Origin of the sequence: Exiguobacterium sp. s133, assembly GCF_018618595.1 — a bacterium.
Taxonomy (GTDB): domain Bacteria; phylum Bacillota; class Bacilli; order Exiguobacteriales; family Exiguobacteriaceae; genus Exiguobacterium_A; species Exiguobacterium_A oxidotolerans.
Genome location: NZ_JACSMK010000007.1, coordinates 133,536 through 152,460 on the forward strand (window position 1 = coordinate 133,536; position 18,925 = coordinate 152,460).

Annotated in this window: 15 protein-coding genes and 3 riboswitches; of the genes, 10 read left to right on the top strand and 5 right to left on the bottom strand. The window is 46.9% G+C overall.

Annotated features, from left to right (window positions below; all coding sequences use genetic code 11):
- Positions 1–7: 7 nt before the first annotated feature.
- From KNP96_RS11050 to KNP96_RS11060, 3 genes are read right to left on the bottom strand one after another with little or no spacing between them, the layout of a single operon-like run.
- Positions 8–628: a methylthioribulose 1-phosphate dehydratase gene (locus KNP96_RS11050; protein ID WP_088836250.1), complete on the bottom strand. Its 621-nt coding sequence runs from the start codon at positions 626–628 to the stop codon at positions 8–10.
- Positions 625–1,284, bottom strand: coding sequence for a 2-hydroxy-3-keto-5-methylthiopentenyl-1-phosphate phosphatase (locus KNP96_RS11055; protein WP_088836251.1), 660 nt, complete (start codon positions 1,282–1,284; stop codon positions 625–627). The genes KNP96_RS11050 and KNP96_RS11055 overlap by 4 nt, the downstream gene beginning before the upstream one ends.
- Positions 1,281–2,471 carry a 2,3-diketo-5-methylthiopentyl-1-phosphate enolase gene (locus tag KNP96_RS11060; RefSeq protein ID WP_088836252.1) on the bottom strand — a complete coding sequence of 397 codons (1,191 nt, stop codon included), beginning with the start codon at positions 2,469–2,471 and terminating at the stop codon, positions 1,281–1,283. The genes KNP96_RS11055 and KNP96_RS11060 overlap by 4 nt, the downstream gene beginning before the upstream one ends.
- An 80-nt stretch (positions 2,472–2,551) precedes the next feature.
- A riboswitch (SAM riboswitch) is annotated at positions 2,552–2,653 on the bottom strand.
- A gap of 204 nt (positions 2,654–2,857) precedes the next feature.
- Positions 2,858–2,960, top strand: a riboswitch (SAM riboswitch).
- A 76-nt stretch (positions 2,961–3,036) separates the two neighbouring features.
- Here KNP96_RS11060 and mtnK point away from each other — a divergent pair.
- The 10 genes from mtnK (at position 3,037) to KNP96_RS11110 (ending at position 16,256) form a co-directional block, all read left to right on the top strand.
- The gene (mtnK, locus tag KNP96_RS11065) at positions 3,037–4,206 is read left to right on the top strand and encodes an S-methyl-5-thioribose kinase (protein ID WP_214770506.1); all 1,170 of its coding nucleotides are present in this window, start codon (positions 3,037–3,039) and stop codon (positions 4,204–4,206) included.
- On the top strand, positions 4,203–5,249 hold the full coding sequence (gene mtnA / locus KNP96_RS11070; RefSeq protein ID WP_088836255.1) for an S-methyl-5-thioribose-1-phosphate isomerase: 1,047 nt from the start codon (positions 4,203–4,205) through the stop codon (positions 5,247–5,249). Before mtnK ends, mtnA begins: the two co-directional genes overlap by 4 nt.
- A 19-nt stretch (positions 5,250–5,268) precedes the next feature.
- Positions 5,269–6,348 (top strand): sugar ABC transporter substrate-binding protein, encoded by a 1,080-nt coding sequence (locus KNP96_RS11075; protein WP_214767153.1) that lies wholly within the window; start codon positions 5,269–5,271, stop codon positions 6,346–6,348.
- Positions 6,345–7,862 (top strand): sugar ABC transporter ATP-binding protein, encoded by a 1,518-nt coding sequence (locus tag KNP96_RS11080; protein ID WP_214770509.1) that lies wholly within the window; start codon positions 6,345–6,347, stop codon positions 7,860–7,862. The genes KNP96_RS11075 and KNP96_RS11080 overlap by 4 nt, the downstream gene beginning before the upstream one ends.
- Entirely contained in the window at positions 7,862–8,887 is a 1,026-nt protein-coding gene (locus KNP96_RS11085; protein WP_204251417.1) for an ABC transporter permease, read from the top strand. The genes KNP96_RS11080 and KNP96_RS11085 overlap by 1 nt, the downstream gene beginning before the upstream one ends.
- A 370-nt stretch (positions 8,888–9,257) precedes the next feature.
- Positions 9,258–10,214, top strand: a complete 957-nt coding sequence (locus KNP96_RS11090) for an AAA family ATPase (RefSeq protein WP_029332575.1) — start codon at positions 9,258–9,260, stop codon at positions 10,212–10,214.
- A complete protein-coding gene (locus KNP96_RS11095) occupies positions 10,211–11,293 on the top strand; it encodes a DUF58 domain-containing protein (protein ID WP_088836260.1) in 1,083 nt (360 codons plus the stop codon). Before KNP96_RS11090 ends, KNP96_RS11095 begins: the two co-directional genes overlap by 4 nt.
- Complete coding sequence (locus tag KNP96_RS11100; RefSeq protein ID WP_214770512.1) at positions 11,290–13,362, top strand: DUF4129 domain-containing transglutaminase family protein; 2,073 nt, start codon at positions 11,290–11,292, stop codon at positions 13,360–13,362. Before KNP96_RS11095 ends, KNP96_RS11100 begins: the two co-directional genes overlap by 4 nt.
- 37 nt (positions 13,363–13,399) lie before the next feature.
- A riboswitch (purine riboswitch) is annotated at positions 13,400–13,501 on the top strand.
- 130 nt (positions 13,502–13,631) lie between these two features.
- Positions 13,632–15,152 carry a glutamine-hydrolyzing GMP synthase gene (gene guaA, locus KNP96_RS11105; protein WP_088838417.1) on the top strand — a complete coding sequence of 507 codons (1,521 nt, stop codon included), beginning with the start codon at positions 13,632–13,634 and terminating at the stop codon, positions 15,150–15,152.
- A 156-nt stretch (positions 15,153–15,308) separates the two neighbouring features.
- The gene (locus KNP96_RS11110; protein ID WP_214770515.1) at positions 15,309–16,256 is read left to right on the top strand and encodes a tyrosine-type recombinase/integrase; all 948 of its coding nucleotides are present in this window, start codon (positions 15,309–15,311) and stop codon (positions 16,254–16,256) included.
- A 58-nt stretch (positions 16,257–16,314) separates the two neighbouring features.
- Here the strand turns inward: KNP96_RS11110 and KNP96_RS11115 are convergent, their stop codons facing one another.
- Positions 16,315–17,520, bottom strand: coding sequence for a TOPRIM nucleotidyl transferase/hydrolase domain-containing protein (locus KNP96_RS11115; protein WP_214770517.1), 1,206 nt, complete (start codon positions 17,518–17,520; stop codon positions 16,315–16,317).
- Entirely contained in the window at positions 17,511–18,887 is a 1,377-nt protein-coding gene (locus KNP96_RS11120; protein WP_214770519.1) for a hypothetical protein, read from the bottom strand. The genes KNP96_RS11115 and KNP96_RS11120 overlap by 10 nt, the downstream gene beginning before the upstream one ends.
- Positions 18,888–18,925 lie beyond the last annotated feature (38 nt).

Here is an 18,925-nt window from a genome sequence, read left to right on the forward strand (position 1 = left end):
CCTCCTTTTAATGAATCGCCTGTCGGCACGTTTGTAGTTTTAAGGTGTAACTGAACAAAAACTCGAATGCTTCCAACTGTTTTTTCGCTTCAAAGGCAGTCGGTGCCCAGACGGTGATGCCGTGATTGCGAATCAGGACGGCGCCGCTCTCGGCATGTACATGTGCTGCAAAGGCAGCGGCAAGCGTCGGAATGTCGGCATGGTTCGGGATAATCGGCACACGGACTTCCGCATCTTCTTCCCAACGGCCGAGTGCCTTGATGATTTCCTGACCGGCAAACCGAATCTCGCCTTGGTCGCCGTACAGTTCCGAAATGACATTATTGTCAATCGTATGGACGTGAAGGGAACACCCGGCAGTCGTTCGGTTGAAGACCTCGACGTGGAGCAACGTTTCGGCAGAGGGACGACCCGTCTGTTCGCCGATCAGTTGACCGGACGCGTCGACATGGACGAAGTCGTCCGGTGTATCCTGCCGTTTGTCCTTCCCGCTTGCCGTCACGAGAAATTCAGTCGGTTGATCGGCTGTCCGGATGGCGAGATTGCCGCTTGTGCCGGGGAACCAGTCGCGTGCTGCAAGTTCCTGTTTGACGGCACGTAATTCTTCATATCGTTTTAAGAAGGTCATGTGTACACCACCTTTGTCTGCAGATGATTCAATATGTCATGAAAGTTTTCAAACGGCGTATACGGGATGCCGTGCTGTTCACATAGCGTGATCAGATAATCCCGTGCATAAACGTGATCCGCCTGCTTAGCCAGTTCAAAATCTGTTACGGAGTCGCCGATCGCGATGATCGTGTCACCGTTCTGCTTCAGCTTCCGGGCGATCGAGGTTTTGCAACAGCCGCATTGATTTGTACAGGCCGCGTCGCAGGCATGCGGCCATTCGATTCGAACCGTCTCCTGGCTGAAGTCACTGCCGTTGCAATAAATCGCTTCGTCCGTCAGTACATCCGCAAGAATCGGCTGGACAAAAAAGTCGATCCCGCCGCTGACGATGGAAAAATCAATCTCGTTTGATTTGGCAAAAGCGAGTAAGGTGTCGAAGCCGGGACGAATGACTGCCTGTGTCATCAAGAAATCAATGTAGTCCTGTTTTTGACTGGACGGAAGCAGCTGAAACATCTGTCCGACGCCGGATTGAATCGAGAGCGACCGGTCGAGCACACCTTGTTTTAACGGTTCAAATTTTTCCGGCGGAGCGAACTCCTGCATCAAGGCGATGATATTATCGTGCTCCGTTACTGTTCCGTCAAAGTCACATAAAATCCGGATCGTCATTTCGTGATCCCCCAAGCATCGAGAGCGACACGTAATTCCTCGTGCCGGTGGGCGGCACTTGTCAGTGATTCGCCGGCCAGTGCTGCGCCCAGTGCCTGGCGGAAAGCGATGACTCCGGCCGCAGCACCTTGCGGATGACCGTGGACACCGCCTCCGGCATTGATGACGGAATCGACGCCGAAATCACGAACAAGCTGGGCGACGAGACCCGGGTGGATTCCGGCGGACGGGACCGGGAGAATTGTTTTGGTCTCACCGATTCGGGTCGCTTCGACGGCAATCCCGCGGGCCAAGTCTTTGGCGAGGGCGACATTCCCGTACGGCGACGGGAACAGTGTCAAGTCGGCACCGGCAATCCGCGGCAACGTTCCGAGCAGGACCGGGGCGGCAATCCCGTACTCGGGACTGGCGATCAAGGCACCGCTCAACGCCGGATGATTAAAGATCGGGACCGGGATTTCCGGATCGGCTGCCAGTTCCCGCAAGACATCAAGCCCGTATGTAAACGTGTTGAGCAGGAGGGCTGTCGCTCCGGCTTCGACCAGTCGTTTCGCCTGCTCTTTCAAGCGGAAGACCGGACCACTCAATGTAATCGCATAAAGGGCCCGTTTACCGGTCCGTTCATAGTGTGCATCGAGGACTTCCCGTCCAATCCGCGCCCGGTCGAGTGCCGGTGTCAGCGGATTGTCGTATAAGATTTCGTCATCCTTGACGAGATCAATCCCGCCGGCGAGCTGGGCTTCCAGTTGTTCCCGTAAAAAAACGAGATCCCGTCCGATGACGCCTTTGAAGATGCTCATCAACAGGGGGCGATCATGGACTTGGATCAATTGGCGGACGCCCTCGATGCCGAATTTAGCACCGGGGAAATCCGGTGTGAATGAAGCGGGAAGCTGAAGATCCGTCAGTTTGATTTGACCGTCGAGTGACAGCTTGCCGAAGACGGTCGTCAAAATCGCCGAAAAGTCTCGTGAGACGTTGTGTTCCGGATAACGGATCGTGACATACCCTTTTCCGTCGTGTTCTTCCGTATGGACGACTTGTCCTTTAAAGGATTCAAGCTGTTGTTGTTCCAAGTGATTCAAATCGGTCCATGAGCCGACCGTCAGACCGAGGGCGATTTGCTCTGCCCGTTTTGGTAACTGATCGGTCACGCCGAGTTGGTAAGTTGCGGTAATGTACGCCATGATCGTCGTCTCTCCCTTGTTAAAAAATACAAAAATGGTCCCTCGTCAATGACAAGAGACCATGAAAAATTGCGCGTGGACTCTTATCTGTCAGCGTGTTAGCTGCAAGAATTAGCACCGTGCCAACTGGTCGGTTGCTGCGACATCATAGGGCTCGTCCCTCCGTCTGCTCTTGATAAGAATTGGATGAAATTGTGAAATCTAATTGCAATTTTTACATGAGATGGACGTGATGTCAAATAATTTTTTGAAAATTTATTTTTTTTGAAATCCGCTTCTATAGATGGCGGTCTTTTAAATGGTTTTTCACTAAAAATTGGAATTGACAGATGATTTAAGACGGGCGTAATATTCGAATCAACATCGAACACAACAACCACATATGACTCTTATCGTGAGTTGGCAGAGGGAATTGGCCCGAAGACGCCGCAGCAACCGACCATCCGGCACGGTGCTACATCCAACAGACATTCGTCTGAGAGATAAGAGGACGGATGATACCCCGCGCCTCTTTTCTATGACGAAAAGCGGCGTTTTTTTGTGTAGAAATGAAGGGGGAAGCAAGATGGCATATCAAGCATTTACAGAACAAGACGCCATTAAACGTGTCCGGGAACTCGGACTCATCGGACAGGAAGAAGCGACGGCAGAAGAAATCGGCGACGGCAACTTGAACTTAGTCTTTCGGATTCAGGCAGGGAAAGAACGTTTGATCTTGAAGCAGGCATTACCTTATGCAAAAGTCGTCGGGGAAAGCTGGCCCTTGTCACTCGAGCGGGCCTGGATCGAACAGTTGGCACTGAAGGAATTCGCAAAATACGCGACGCCATTCGTTCCACGGGTCTTTCATGCCAGTCATGAAGAAGCGTATACGGTGATGGAGGACTTGTCGCACCTGCAAATCGTTCGGACGGGATTGCTCGCCGGCGAAACGTATCCGCTCCTTGCAGAACATGTCGGTTCTTACTTGGCGCGGACGTTATTTTTCACGTCAGATTTTGCGCTCGGTCCAGTCGGAAAAAAGCAGGTCGCACGTGACTATTACAACCCGGATTTATGCGACATCACGGAAAAGTTAATCTTTACGGATCCGTTTTACGACGCGGAAACAAACAACATCGAGAGCGGCTTGGAAACAGACGTACAGCAGCTCTGGCAGGACGAAAAACTGAAGCGGGAAGTGGCGAAGCTCGAAACGTTGTTCATCACGAAAGGGGAAGCCTTATTACACGGGGATTTACATACAGGAAGCATTTTTGCTTCCGCGGGCGAAACGAAAATCATCGATCCGGAGTTCGCTTTTTACGGACCGTTCGGGTTTGATGTCGGTCAGTTCATTGCCCACCTCTGCTTTGCGGCGTATCCGAACTATGCTGAGTTGCGGGAGACGCGGGTGAAGGATATCGATACGTTCTGGCTGACGTTTGCTTCGACGTTCACGGCACTTTGGGAACGGGAAGCCGTCGAACCTTTCCGGACGGTACCCGGGCTTGTCGATGATGTCCTCAGTACAATTCTCCAAGACGCGCTCGGTTTCGCCGGTTGTGAACTGATCCGGCGGACGATTGGTTTGGCACCGGTCGCTGATTTGGAACAAATTCCGGATGCTGCGACGCGCCTTGAACGGAAACGTCATGCGTTACGCCTCGGGACGGCATTGATTAAACGGCGCGGCGAATGTAAGACGTTTACCGATCTCCGGAATTTTGACGTGACGGAGGAATTGAGCCGATGAGCGAGTTTATCCGTAGTGTCATCTATGAGCGGGCGTGCTTAAAGATCCTTGATCAGACCCGTCTCCCGCAAGAAGAACGGTACGAAGTCATTCATGATTTGGCGCAAGCGGTTGAGGCGATTAAACAACTTCGTGTCCGGGGGGCGCCGGCAATCAGTCTGTTCGGTGGATTCGTCCTCGTGCAGGAAGCGTTCCGGACGACGGGATCGCTTGACGAGGTCAAACAAAAACTGTTGACGGTATCGGCGGAGTTACTGGCGACCCGGCCGACCGCCGTCAATTTGCGGAACGTACTCGATGCGCTCAATCAGCTTATCCTTTCGAGCACAACGCTCGAGGAACTGCCGAAACGTCTGGAACAAAAAGTAATTGCCCTTTATGAAGCCGATGCCAAGACGTCACGGCAAATCGGTGTGCATGCGTTGGAGCTGTTTCAAGCGGGAGACCGGGTGTTGACGATTTGTAACGCCGGATCGATTGCGACAGCGGCGTACGGGACGGCACTGGCCCCGTTTTATCTTGCGAAGGAACAAGGCATCCCGTTATCCGTCTATGCGTCGGAAACCCGGCCTTTGTTGCAGGGGGCGCGCTTGACGACATGGGAGCTGCAACGGGCAGGGATTGACGTCACCTTGATCACGGACAATATGGTCGCACATACGATCAAGGAAAAGCAGATCACCGCCATCATCGTCGGCGCGGACCGGATCACCCGTAACGGGGATACGGCCAATAAAATCGGGACGTTCCAGCTGGCGTTACTCGCACGTGCCTTCGGGATTCCGTTTTATGTCGCTGCGCCGCTGTCGACGTTTGATGTGACGAGTTTATCAGGTGACGAGATTGAAATTGAAGAACGCGATGCTAGTGAAGTGACGCAACTGGCAGGGAAAGTAACGGCACCAGCCGGAACAAAGGTCTTTAATCCGGCGTTTGACGTGACACCGCACGAGCTCATCACGGCGATCATCACGGAACTCGGCGTCATTGAACGGCCGAGCGTGGAAACGATCGAACAGGCGATTGGACAACAGGTCATCTAAACAGACAGGAGAGATCGAGATGAAAAAATTAGCATTCTTACTCGCACCGGCGGTCTTGCTGGCTGCTTGCGCCAATAGTGAAGCGACACCGGCGAAAAAAATCAGCGGTGTGCCGGAAAGTGTCCAAGGCGACATCAAGATTGCCGTCATCCGCAATCTGGCGTCCGATGATCATACGAAACAATTTTTAGACGGTGCCCGTTCGGAAGGGGAGGCGCTTGGGTTTAAGGTCAACACGTTCATTTCCGAAGGCAATGACGTCAAGTTCAAGGAACTGGTGGCGCAAGCCGTTCAGCAGGATTATGACGGACTGATCATCTCGCACGGAAAAGAAGATTATGCCTACGACATGATTAAACCGGCGATCGACAAAGGGATTCAGGTCGTGACGTTTGATACGGTGACGAAGAAAAAGGACCAGACGTTAACAGGCATCACGGAGACGTTCCAGGATGATCACAAACTGGCAGAACTTTCACTCGATGAAGTGACGAAAGTGAAAGACGACAAGCCGGTCCGGGTCATCAAATTGTGGTTCGGTCCGGGGTTTGCACCGCTTGACCGCCGTCAGGAAATCTATAAGACGTATGAAGCGGACGGCAAAATCAAGACGCTTGAAACGGTCGGACCGACGAATTTCCAGGATGTCCAGGGCGATATCGCGACGAAGATGAACGCGATTCTCGCGAAATATCCGAAAGGAAGCATCGATGCCGTCTGGGGAGCGTGGGATGAAGTCGCAAAAGGCGCCTATAAATCCTTAAAAGACAACAAACGTCAGGAAATCCCGTTGATTTCAATCGATGTCTCGAATCAGGACATCAACCTGATGCGTGAGAATGGCAGCAACTGGGTGTCGACGAGTGCCGTTGATCCGCATTTGATCGGACAGACGGACATGCGCCTGCTGGCGAAAAAACTGGCCGGTGAAAAAACACCGGGCAGCTTTGATCTGGACGCTAAATTAGTCGAGCAAAAGGCGCTCAAAGCCGATACGACGATGTACAATCTCGATACAATCATCAAGGGCTGGAGCACATCTGAGAAATTCAATGAACCGTGGATGGAAAAACTGCGGAAAGCGAATGCTGCGAAATGACGCATCTGGACGCGACGAACCGGCTCGAGATGCGTGGGATTTCAATTGAATTCCCCGGTGTCAAAGCGCTTGATGCTGTTGACTTTTCCGTCCGCCGCGGGGAAATTCATGCGCTCGTCGGAGCGAACGGCGCCGGTAAGTCGACGCTGATGAAAGTATTGGCGGGAGCGCATGCGGCGTATGACGGGACGATTTCGTTTGAAGGTGTGCCGTTGAAGATCGATTCGCCACGGGCCGCGAAACGGGCGGGAATTGAAATCGTCTACCAAGAAGTCGATACGGCATTGATTTCATACTTGACGGTCGCGGAAAACATTTGCCTCGATTTGTTGACGAACGGACAGCTCAAAGGGGTCATCCGGCAACGCCGATTTGAACAGATTGCACGGGAGGCGCTCGGGAAACTCCAGTCTTCGATTGATGTCCGGCAACGGGTCAGTGAACTGCGCCTTGCCGACAAACAGTTGGTCTTGATTGCCCGGGCACTCGTTCAAGACAGCCATTTTTTAATCCTGGATGAACCGACGGCGCCGCTCAGTCAACGGGAGACGGAACGTTTGTTTCGCATCATCAGGGAACTCGCGACACGCGAACAATTGGGCGTGATTTTCATCTCACACCGCCTGCAGGAATTATTTGAAATCTGTGAATCGATTTCCGTCATGCGTGACGGAAAACTTGTCGCCCGCCAAGCATTAGCCGGGCAAACGAAAGAGACAATCGTTGAACAGATGCTCGGAAGACGTTTGCAACAGACGGACCGGCAAACCCGAACCGTCGGGCAAGCGTTGCTCGAGCTCAATCAAGTGATGGTCCCGGGTGAACTCAATCAGCTGTCATTGACGGTTCATGCAGGTGAAGTGATTGGAATTGCCGGACTTGTCGGAGCGGGAAAAACCGAGCTCTGTAAGACGATTTTCGGAGTGACTCCGACTGTGGCGGGACAGATTCGGATAGCCGGCGAACCGGCGACTATCCGGTCGCCGCACGAGGCAGTCAGACACGGGATTGGTCTGGTCCCGGAAGAACGCCGGAAAGAAGGCATCCTTGTCACGGATCCGATTTATCAAAACATGACCGCGGCAAGTCTCAGACAATTCGTCAATCGGTTCGGTTGGGTCAAGACGGGAACGGAACGGACTGCCGCCAACGCTATCATCAAACGATTGGCGATCAAATCAACGGATGAAACGCAACGCGTGGAAGGATTATCCGGCGGGAACCAGCAGAAGGTCGCGATCGGCAAATGGCTCCTCGCCGATGCTGCGGTCCTGCTGCTCGATGAACCGACAAAAGGTGTCGACGTCGGGGCGAAACGGGAAATCTTCGACGTGATCGATCAACTGGCCGGACAGCAAAAAGCGATTCTGTATGCGTCCAGTGAATTCGATGAATTGCTGGCGGTGACGGACCGGATTTATGTCATGTATGACGGGAAAATCGTGTTCGAGACGAATACGTCGGAGACGACGGAAGACCAATTACTGCTGTATGCGACAGGGGGGATGACTTGATGAACGAGGTACTTCACGAACCAACGACGGAATCAAAACCAAACACGGAACGACACGCATCCGGTAAACGGTTGTTACGCTTTTTGAATGACTGGGGGATCGTCCTCGCAATCCTTGCACTCATCGTCTTTTTTGCCGTGACGGCACCAAGCTTTTTACAGGGCGCGAACCTGATTAATATTTTGCGCAGTATCTCGATTGTGACGATCATCGCAATCGGGTTGACCGTTTCGCTGACCGTCAACGGTTTTGATTTATCGGTCGGTTCGACCGCGACCTTTGCCAGCTCGCTCGTCGTCTCATTTTTTGTCTGGTACAGCCTTCCGCTTGGTCTGTCGATCGGCTTGGCGATTTTGATTGCCTTAAGCGTCGCGCTGGTCAACGTGTTATTGATCGTCAAATTCAAGATTCCCGACTTGTTTGCGACGCTTGCGACGATGTTCATCTTTGAAGGGGTGGCGATGACGTATACCGGCGGCGGATCAATCAGTGCCGGGATGCCCCGTCTCGACGGAACACCGACAGTCGGGATGATTCCGGAGTCCTTCCTAAAAATCAGTCAGGCACCGTGGATCATCCTAATCATGCTCGCCGTCGTAGCAGTGACGCATCTGTTTTTGAACCATACACGACACGGCCGCTTCTTATACATCATCGGCGGAAACCCGGAGGCGGCACACTTGACGGGAATCCCGGTGCACCGTTACCGGGCACTGGCCTATGTGATTGCCGGACTACTCGCGGCAGTCGGAGGAATCCTGCTTGCGTCGCAGGTTGGATCGTCACAGATTAATGCCGGATCCGGCTATTTGATGCCGGCAGTCGCGGCTGCCTTCATCGGTTCATCGTTTGCCGGACAAGGGAAACCGAACGCACTCGGGACATTAGTCGGAGCCTGCTTAGTCGGGATTCTTGAGAATGGGCTCGTTATGTTATCTGTTCCGTATTACTCATTGAATATTATTAAGGGGCTTGTCCTTGCACTTGCTTTAGCAACGACGTATTACCGGTTTCGAAAAAAATAATTAAAAAACAAGGTTTAACTTCGAATAGATTCGGTAATATTCAATATATGAAAGGATGGTGATGCACATGAATGATTATCAATGTAGAGGGAACGATCGCATGTCGCTTCGAGTAGAAGAGGATCACCGGACTTGACGAACGGAATAAGTTTATAGACACGGATTGTACCCGTGTTTTACGTGCACTCTGCACGAATCAAGAACGGTTTACGGCATGTAATCGTTCCTGAAACACAAAGGGGGAGTCGCTCTGCGGCGCCTCCTTTTTTGTGCGTATTGAGAGACTCATATGCCTTTCCAAAGGGACTACGGTTATGAGAAGATAGAAAGAGTCAGAAAATTCAACTACTAAAGAGCAAGGGGCCTGACAATGCGAACATACACAAGAGAGATTCAAGCAATCATCGACAACGTAGAAAAAGTAATCGTCGGTAAGGAAGATGTTATTACACAATCGTTAGCAGCGCTACTTGCCGGAGGACATGTCTTACTTGAGGATGTACCGGGGGTCGGGAAAACGATGCTCGTGCGCGCATTCAGTCGCTCAATCGGCCTGACTTTTAAGCGTGTTCAATTCACACCCGATTTACTCCCCTCGGATTTAACGGGTGTTTCGATGTATAACCAAAAAACAAGTCAATTTGAGTATCGTCCGGGTCCATTGATGGGCAATATCGTTCTCGCGGATGAAATCAACCGAACCTCTCCGAAAACACAATCGGCGTTACTGGAAGGGATGGCGGAAGCAAATGTAACGGTGGACGGAGAAATCCATACGCTTCCGAATCCCTTCTTTGTCATGGCGACGCAAAATCCGATTGAGCATGAAGGGACATATCCATTGCCGGAAGCACAACTCGATCGCTTTTTAGTCAAAGTCAAGATGGGCTATCCGGATTTTCAGCAAGAGATGAAGTTGCTGAATCGATTCGAACGCGATGAACCAATCGACACGCTCGAATCGGTCATCGGGCGCGATGAATTGTTACGGATGAAGGAAGAAGTCAAGGAAGTCCACGTTTCACAACCGGTTAAAAAATATATCGTTCAGCTCGTCCAGGCCACGCGTGAGCATGCTTCGCTTTACCTTGGAGCCAGTCCGCGTTCATCGATTGCTTTAATGAAAGTCGCGCAAGCCTGGGCTTATATGGAAGGGCGGAAATTCGTATTACCCGATGACGTGAAACACCTGTTGACACCCGTCTTATCACACCGGTTGATTTTGACGGCAGATGCTCGCTACCACGGACAGTCGGCTGAACGGGTATTGGAACAGGTGAAAAAAGAAGTTGCGGTGCCGATTCAACACGACGTGGAGTCTTTATGAAACGGTGGCAAATCGGCTGGCGTTATGCCGTCCTGCTCCTGATGGTCACGGCATTGTGGATTTACGCCCGTGTGGATGGTGGAAATGTAGCCTCGTTACTGTTCTACGTCATGGCAGGTTTGACTGTCTACTGGACGATTTTTTTAATCTGGCCCGTGACGAAAGCCGTCGCGACGCGAGAAGTTTCGAATAAGATGTTGATTGCCGGGACGGACATTCCTGTCGTTTTACAAGTTAGACGAAAATACCCTTTTCTTGTCGGGACCGTCGAAGTAACAGAGGAAGTACCGGAAGCATTGAGTGCGGAGCGTTTAGACATTCGGCGCTCGTTACGTGCCCATTACCGGAAGACGGAACAGATTGAATATGTCATTCCATCGATTCGTCGTGGACTGTATCAGATTCCTGGTTGTGTGATTGAAATTACGGATCCGTTCGGTGTATTCATGCGAAAAAAACTCTACCCGGTCGAAACATATCTCGCGATAGAACCGGCACGGCTCGCGACGCAGTTGCCACATGAAGACGATCGGGGGGACGGCGGAATTTCGCCCGTCTCGCTCGATTTGCGGCAGTCATCCTTTACCGTCGTTGGAGTCCGGGAATATGTCAGTGGCGACCGGATGAACCAGATTGATTGGAAGGCAACGGCGAAACGCCAAGGTTTGATGACGAAGACATTTGAACGGGAACAAGAGCGGGAAACGACAATTGTTTTTGATGAAGGAACGGTGAGTGATGCGCAGTTCGAACGGAGCATTTCGATGCTTGCCGATGCGACCGATCAACTCAACAAACGGCGCTTGAATTACCGGATCCATCTCGTCGGTCATGCTGTCCAGTCCCTGTCTCTACCGCTTGAAGGGGCGAAGCTGACACATTATTTGATGACGGCTCAACCGAGTCGGACCCGTTCGTTCATTGAGTCGTGGGAGTATTCCTCAAAAGCATTACGTCTGAGTGGAAACGTCCTCTTCATCACGCCGGACCTTGAATCGAATAACGAGATGTGGATGTCTAAAATCAGACAGGAAGCGACCGTGCATGTCTATACGCCGGAAAGGAGGGGGAGCCGATGAGTCAACGACTGATTTGGAACTTACTCGCGGCGTTACTACTTGCGAGCTTCATGCCCCCGCTACTGGAACTGACGACGTTTGACAGCATCGTTCCTTTCTTGCCGCTTCTTTTGACACCACTCCTGCTATCGCACGTCCGAAGACGGTGGTTTTTAAGTGGCAGTCTACTTGCTTTGATGGTGTCTTTTTACTTCATCTTGACACCGGGAGAGGCACCGTGGCGACTATTAGGTGAAATTACGGATGATGTATCACGTGTCATCAATGGGGAGTTGCCGGGACGACCGGCCTTCGCCTTATCGATCGGTCTAATTAGCTTTTTAATCGGCTACCTTGGTCGCCGAACCTTCCCGAACCGGGGATTTGTTGTTGGGTTGACCGTCGGTGTGATCGGTTTCATCGCCTATTGTGACACATGGACGGATTACTCGGGTGACCAGTTCATCTTGTATCCGATCCTCCTGGCATTACTTTTGTTGTATGCGACAGAAATCAATGAACGACCGACTGCCTCTTACGTTCGGCCGATTAGTGCCTTGTTGATTATCGGTGTAACGATCGTTGCGGCACTGCAAAGTCCGGTCATCACAGCGACGTGGCAAAACAGTTGGTATGACTGGACGTCACGTTTTGAAGGAGAAGGTACATCGACGAATGCGATTCAAAAAGTCGGATACGGCTCGAACGATGAACAGCTCGGTGGTCCATTCCAAATGGACGACCGGGAAGTTTTTCAAGTCGAGAGTGAAGGGAATCGTTACTGGCGGGTCGAGACGAAGGACGTCTACACCGGTAAAGGTTGGATTTTATCGGAGTCAAGTCCGGAGATTAACGGGCGTGGTTTCTTCTCGCACTTTGGCGATGACGTCGAGACACGTGAAGAGAGTGCGACGTTCAAGTTGGCTCGTGAGTTGCCGTTTGTCCCTTACAATGGAGATAATGTGCGCTTGACGGCAGCTGATCAACGGCAAAATCTTTTAATCAACCCGGAAAATCAAAAAATTTCGTATCTTGACGATGCAACGCGCCAACAAAATTATCAGATTCAGTACGCGTATCCACTGTTTACTGAAAAACTACTCCAAACGGATGAACCGGTAAAACTTTCAGAAATGGAACAAGATCGTTACCTGCAACTGCCGGGAACGTTACCGGACCGGGTTCGTGATTTAGCGGCTGAGATCGTTGCTGATGAAGAAACACCGTGGGATCGCGCGAAAGCGATTGAAAATTACTTCGAGCAAGAAAACTTTGAGTACAATACGGAAGATGTTGCTGTCCCGGCAGAAGATCAAGACTATGTCGATCAATTCTTGTTCGAGACGAAGCTCGGTTATTGTGATAACTTTTCGACTTCAGCAACTGTGTTACTGCGGGCGGCTGGATTACCGGCACGCTGGGTCAAAGGATTTACAGGTGGCGAATCCGATGTCATCGGTTCTGCTGTCACGAGCTATACGGTCCGAAACAAAAATGCCCATTCCTGGGTCGAAGTCTACATCGAAGGACCGGGTTGGGTACCGCTCGAGCCGACTGTAAGTTTTGACGGTACAGGACAATATACGATCAATCAAGAGACTGATAACGAAACGGAACAATCAAATCCGCAACGGGATACAGAGACAGATACGGAAACGGCAACACCGAACCGTCCGCAGGAAAATCTTCTTGATGACGCCCAAGCGACGACAGCGAATCAGGCGGAAAAACGTTCGATTCCCGTCTGGCCGATCATTGGTGCGTTGCTCGGTCTTGTGTTCCTCTATCTGTTTAGAAAACCAATCAGACGAACGGCCGCAATTCTCTTCTTCCGTAGCCAAATCAAACGACCGGAAGGATTCAAACGGATGTATCGCTTCTTGCTCCGACGTCTCGATAAACAAGGGTTCCATTATAAGGATGGACGGACGCTCGCGGAACTTGCACATGAAGTCGATGGGTATTACGAAACGTACGCGATGCGCCCGTTGACGGATGCCTATGAACGGATGATTTATGGTGGTGAGACGTTGTCGCTCGAAAAGAAACGTGAATATTTCGAAAATATGATTCGTCGCGTAGAGGGTTGATATTTTTGAATTGATACAGTTACAATGAGAACAACGTAAATCATACATGCATCTCCTTTGTATATACTCGCGGATATGGCGCGAGAGTCTCTACCGGGTCACCTTAAACGACCTGACTATGAAGGAGCAGACCCTTCGTATACAATTTTTTTGTGAAGCGGCCTGCTCTTTTTCCATTTATTCATGGGGGAAGAGTGGGCTTTTTTCATAGGGGTACGCATGAAACTTGAAAGGCGGGAATAGATTTGGAAGCACATTTGGACCAAGAAATGATCCTCGTCCTCGATTTTGGAGGTCAGTACAACCAATTGATCACACGACGCATCCGTGATCTCGGAGTTTACAGTGAACTGCATTCGCACAAGATTACGGCAGCAGAAATCAAAGATATCGCACCAGCGGGTATCATCTTCTCCGGTGGACCACGCAGTGTCTACGCAGAAGACGCGTACCGCTGTGATCCGGAAATCTTCGAACTCGGAATTCCGATCTTTGGTATTTGCTACGGCATGCAATTGATGTCGCAACACTTCGGTGGGACAGTCGAGCGTGCCGGACACCGGGAGTACGGAAAAGCGACATTGACGCTGAACGATCCGTCCGCGATGTATGCAAACTTACCACTCGAGCAGACGGTCTGGATGAGCCATAGTGATCTCGTCACAACGGTTCCGAACGGTTTCGTCGTCGATGGGACAAACGTTTCCTGCCCGATCGCTTCCATCAAAAACGAAGAGTTAAAAATGTATGGTGTCCAGTATCATCCGGAAGTCAACCACACGATGTTCGGCAAAGAACTCTTGAAAAACTTCCTGTTCGAAGTCTGTCAGTGTACAGGCGACTGGTCGATGGAGAACTTCATCGAAATCGAAATCGCGAAGATTAAAGAAGAAGTCGGCGACAAAAAAGTTCTTTGTGCCCTTTCAGGCGGTGTCGACTCGTCTGTCGTCGCAGCACTGATTCATGCGGCAATCGGTGACCAATTGACATGTATGTTCGTCGACCACGGTCTCTTACGGAAAGGGGAAGCGGAAAGTGTCATGAAGACATTTGCCGATCACTTCCATATGAACGTCATCAAAATCGACGCGCAGGACCGTTTCCTGAACAAATTAAAAGGGATTTCGGATCCGGAGCAAAAACGTAAAATCATCGGTAACGAGTTCGTGTACGTCTTCGACGAAGAAGCGTCGAAATTGACGGATATGGACTTCCTGGCCCAAGGAACGCTTTATACGGATATCATCGAAAGCGGAACGGATACGGCACAAACGATCAAATCGCACCATAATGTTGGTGGATTACCGGAAGACATGCAGTTCAAGTTGATTGAACCGATCAACACGTTGTTCAAGGATGAAGTCCGTGCACTCGGTAAAGAACTTGGTTTGTCTGACGAAATCGTCTGGCGGCAACCGTTCCCAGGACCAGGTCTCGGAATTCGTGTCCTCGGTGAAATCACAGACGAGAAACTTGAAATCGTCCGTGAATCAGATTTCATCCTCCGCGACGAAATCAAAAAAGCCGGTCTCGAACGTGAAATCTGGCAGTATTTCACGGTCTTGCCACCACTTCGTTCAGTCGGTGTCATGGGTGACGAGCGGACATACGACTATGCAGTCGGCATCCGTGCCGTTACGTCAATCGACGGCATGACGTCGGACTGGGCACGCATCCCGTGGGACGTGCTCGAGAAGATTTCTGTCCGGATCGTCAACGAAGTCCAGAACGTTAACCGCGTCCTGTACGATGTGACGTCGAAACCACCGTCAACGATTGAGTGGGAATAGATGGTAATTAATTAAAATTATAAGGTACGGAAACCCTTTTGTACCAACAGTTTTAATGTTAAATACTCATTCTAATTCCTTTCACCTACGACTATTGACTTCTAAAAATACTTTCTTTTATTTGTGTTGTTTCGCAAATAGAAGGGAGTTTTTTTGATGGTCAAATTAATTGAACTGATTGATGATTTTCAGCTAAATCAAAGAATTGAAGGGAAAAAGCATTTTTATATTAGTCTTTGTGCCACAAGGCTGACACGATGGAGATCATATGTAGAAGCAGAATTTCAAATAGTTGATTTAGAGAGCGTGAGACCCGCTCACATCAAAAGTTACATTCAAGCATGTCAAGGTACTGGGAAAGAAATCAACAGCACAATAAACGGCAGTATAGCCACTCTGAGAGTATTCTTTAATTTGCTAGTCGAAGAAGAGTATTTAAGCGAGCACGAAAATCCAATGCGTAGAATCAAGAACTTAAAAGAAGATAAAAAAGTGATCTTGACATTCAATGACGAAGAAGTAAGCCGGATATTAAACGATGTAGAGGAAGCCACATACTCGAACATTAGAGATAAGCTTATTTTAATTTTTTTATTTGATAGTGGAATACGAGTGAGCGAACTTTGTGATATTAAAACAAACGATGTTTCAAGAAAGCATATTCTTATTCATGGAAAGGGTTCGAAACAACGTCTTATCTACATTTCGAAGCTCATGCGAAAATACATGCGCAAGTTTGAAGCAATTAAGAAAGAACGATTTAACCATAGACTTGATGATGAGATAGGTGAGCATTATTTTCTAGATCAAAGCGATGAACGGTTATCTAGATCGAGGATCAACCAAATACTGAAAGAACATTGTAGAAGAGTAGGAGTCAGGAAAGAAATACGTTGTAGCCCAAACGATTGCAGACACTATTATGAGCAAAAACAGTTAAAGAACGGAATCGATATTTATAGTTTGAGTAGATTGATGGGGTATTTTGATACACAGATCACTTCTAAGTATCTAAGAGGTTTAGAACAAGAAGAAGTTCTTAAGATTGGAAATATGACTAGTCCGTTAAATGCTTTAAAATTGAAAAAAACCTCTCTCAAGTAGAGAAGTTTTTTTGCAGTAAGTATTAAGAAATTTCAGATCAGGAGTTAAATTATATTTATCACGTGAAATCATATGATGTTTCTTCTTGGGAGCAAGATAGCTGTATTTTATCAAATAATCTATCTTGATTATCACTTTGGTTAAAAAAAATCATCGAAACTATTGATTTTAAATCACCGTTTAACTGGTCACTTCTGTATCCAAGCCTACTCGAAATTTCACGCCAAGGAATACCATAATGTCCTTCTAAATCAGGATCATGTAAAACAAGATTTAGATTATTTACTTCTTTTTCATTATTGAAGTAAGAAGTAATTGCTCTAGGTAAAGAGTGTCTCGCATCTTGATCTGTATCAATCACTACAATCACATTTTTACCTAAGTAATTCAATAACTTAACAAAAAAAGGCATATACACTTTTCCATGTGCAGTGAAAACTTGCGTAGATGTAGGAAATCTATTTTTAATAGTATTTAAAGCTATTATTTCAGATGCACCTTCTACAAGTACAATAGTTTTATTAAATAAACACCTGAAAAACTCTTCACTTTCTATTAGTTGCGAAACAAGAACTCTCAAGTACTCCTCATTTTGATAAGCATTTAATTTATTTAACATATATGCTCCTATAGTGAAATCACGACTTTCAAATGATCTAATGTTAGTTGTAGTCTCTCTCATCATCTCTCGTATACCTTCGAAGTTAATATAATGATGTCCAGATCTGTTAACTATAAAAATTTTGTTCATTGTCGCATTACACTCTATCAAAATGCGCGTACTATGTGTTGCTACTTTGACCTTTAGACCTATTTTAGACAACATAACAATTATTCGAGAAACTTCTTTTATATAGTCTTCATCTAAAAAATTCTCAGGTTCATCTAAGCATATGCACTTTATATTATTAAAATTGTATTCAGTAAATATGTTCAATAAATTCGAAAATTTTTCTTGTCCTTTAGATTTTAATGTAATTAAACTTAATTTCCTCTTTAAAATCGAAATTTCCTTTAACAGAGGTAAGAAAGCGGAACTAATTCTTTCTTGTTGAGATTCTTCTGGTTGTTCTCCTCTTCGAGACTCATCTTGAAAATAATATATTCCGCTCTCAAAATCGATTCGTACATTAGGCTTGGTTATTTTAAAGCTAGGATGTCCTTCTTCATTAATAAATACAGAATGGTTGTTTTCTTCAAAAAATTGTCGTAGAGTAAAAGTTTTTCCTGCTCCATTAGAACCCACAAAAAAATTCAAATCCATTCATATTTCTCCTTAAACTTATTGTATACAGCGAAACAGTATTTTAAATATAGATTTTTTAAATGAACTTTAGAAAGAGAGCTTCGATTGTTATTTCTTATCTTAAACAACTTTTTAACATCTTCAGCATTCGAATTGAAATCTTCTAATGTGATTTGAGTAAGTTTTTCAATAGAATTAATAAATATTTGTAGTTCTTCTTCATTTTGCGGATATACAAAATTTAGATCCATATCTATAGCTCTTAAAAACATATGATTTTTTATAGCGTATGCAAGTTTTTTATCAGGTTCTAAATCGTTTACCCAATTTATAGAAACATCTAGTTGCATAGAAAACATTGCTTTGCTTATATAACTTTTATCATTAGGTACAATATTATATTTATCAATTTTATCTTTTAGAAGAGTTGGTAATTTATTGTACTCTGCTTCCCAAAAAACTACTCGCTCACCTAAATAATCAACCAGAACTGAATTATCTAATTGTTTTTTTTCAATCATTTCAATATCGTAAAAGAAATAGTCCTGCTTTAATAAATTAATTGCTTCATCAGAAAAAACTACAAATCCTTCTTCTATATCACCGTTGTAATGATTCGGATTATGATCTCTCACTTTACCAGTACCAAGGTCAATAACTTTTATAGATCTTGCATTAGTCTTACTGAATGAAAAAGGTAGTATCATACTTCCTCGAAGATATAGTCCGTACTTTTCATTATAGGAACACTCTAGACATATAGAATTTGAGTTTCCTTGATTTTCAAGCAACTTGGTATGATTTTTATTCCTATATTCAAATTCAGCTACCAATTCGTAGACATGTTCATATTTTTGTTCATCGTGGATAATAAATTCAGCTAAGAAATTTTTTAATATACCTAAATACTCACTATTCTCCTCTTTTTGATAGTTTAAAACTAAGCTACCTTTTTCATTTTGATATTCTTCATCAAAGTAAGCTTCAACATATTTAAATTGCTTAATATCATTTTCTGAATATGCTTCAGTTACAGTAAAAAATGGGTTAACTTGGTATACACTTGAATTTTTATAATTTTTATAAACAATTACATTATGAATAAATAACTCGTTTAATTGGGATGGGGTAATATTATGAATGTTCTGTGGGGTTGGAAATGAGAAGCTTAAATTAGAGGTTAACCATGTTTTATCTATAGGTAACTCTTTATGTTTTAAGACTAGTTTCACATAAAAATCGGCTTCGATTCCGTTAATAAAGTCACCTTCACTTAAAATAGCTGGTATATACAAATTTTCAGTATTAGAGTAAATTTTTTTGATATAGTTTGTAATCTGTTCTGTACTATTAAAATTTCTTAAATTTTCTAAGTGTTTGATCATTTCTTTAATCATCCTTTACTTTTATAAAATTATAATAA